This window comes from Streptomyces sp. NPDC057638 (assembly GCF_042800315.1).
GTDB lineage: Bacteria > Actinomycetota > Actinomycetes > Streptomycetales > Streptomycetaceae > Streptomyces.
This window is the reverse complement of sequence record NZ_JBHVHF010000599.1, coordinates 1-1,475: the sequence shown is the minus strand read 5'-3', so window position 1 is coordinate 1,475 and position 1,475 is coordinate 1. Positions and strand designations below refer to the sequence as shown.

General features: G+C 74.8%; 1 protein-coding gene. It reads right to left on the bottom strand.

The window, feature by feature from the left end; translation table 11 throughout:
• Positions 1–44 precede the first annotated feature (44 nt).
• Entirely contained in the window at positions 45–1,214 is a 1,170-nt protein-coding gene (locus ACFVIM_RS35095) for an epoxide hydrolase family protein (protein ID WP_384310425.1), read from the bottom strand.
• Positions 1,215–1,475 lie beyond the last annotated feature (261 nt).

Here is a 1,475-nt window from a genome sequence, read left to right as displayed (position 1 = left end):
CAGCCGGGGCCCGGGCCGCGGCTGTGCGCGGGGCCGGAGGGGATTCAGGCGGTGGCGGGCACGGGTTTCAGGGAGCGGGCGAAGGTGCGGATGTCGGCGGTCAGGCGGGCGGGCTGTTCCAGGGCGGCGAAGTGGCCGCCGGTCTCGAACTCGCTCCAGTGGGTGATCGTGGGCAGGTCCCGGTCGGCGAGGGAGCGGAGGGGGACGAAGATGTCGTCGGGGAAGACGGCGACGCCCACCGGCACGGTCAGCGGCGGCGGGAGGGCCCCGGCGGCGGCCGCGCGGACGGCGGCGGCGCCCTCGTAGTAGAACTGGGCGGAGGATCCGGCGGTGCCGGTGAACCAGTACAGGCTGACGTTGGTCAGCAGCCGGTCGCGGTCCACGGCCTCCTCGGGCCGGGTGCGGGCGCTGGTCCAGTCCAGGAACCGTTCGGTGATCCAGGCCAGCTGTCCGGCCGGGGAGTCGGTGAGCGCGTAGGCCAGGGTCTGCGGGCGGGTCTGCTGGAGCTTCATATAGCCGCAGAGTTCGGCGTCGAAGCGGGCGAGCTTGGCCAGGCGCTGCTGGTCGCGTGCGCTGAGGCCGGCGAGCTCGGCCGGGTCCCCGGAGGGGAACGTCATCAGCATGTTCACATGCACCCCGAGCACGTGCCCGGGGTCGGTGCGGCCCAGCTCCAGGGAGATCGGGGATCCGGCGTCGCCGCCCTGGGCGATATAGCGGCCATAGCCGAGGCGGTCCATCAGGGTGGCCCAGGCGCGGGCGATACGGGCGGTGTCCCAGCCGGGTTCGGTCAGGGTGGAGAAGCCGTAGCCGGGGAGGGAGGGGATGACCAGGTGGAAGGCGTCCGCGGGGTCAGCGCCGTGGGCACGCGGATCGGTCAGCGGGCCGATCACGTCGAGGAACTCGGCGACCGAGCCGGGCCAGCCATGGGTCAGCAGCAGCGCGGTGGCGTCCGGTTCGGGCGAGGTGATGTGCAGGAAGTGGATCCGGGCCCCGTCGATGGTCTCGGTGAACTGCGGATGGGCGTTCAGCTCGGCCTCGGCCGCCCGCCAGTCGAACCCGGTGCGCCAGTAGGCGGCCAGCTCCTTGAGGTAGTCCTGCGGCACACCCCGCTCCCAGCCGGTACCGGGCAGCTCGCCGGGCCAGCGGGTCGCCTCCAGGCGGCGGTGCAGGTCATCGAGGTGGGCCTGGGGAATGTCGATGCGGAAGGGCTGCATAGGTGCTCCGGGATCGCTCTGGCCCGGCCGCCGCACCGGCGCCGGGGAACGGGGCGGACGCGCCGCCGGGGCCGGGAGCGGCGAGCGCCGCCCGGGGCCCGGGGACGCCCGCCCGTATCGTCCGCCGCCCCCGTGGCGGGCCGCATCTCGCGGATTGCTCAACCGCACCGCACCAGAGCACGCCAGAGCGGGCCGGGGCGCGGGGCGGGGCGGCGGGCCTTGCCGGTTCGCCCGGCGCGCAGAAGGGCCGTGCGGGCCCTG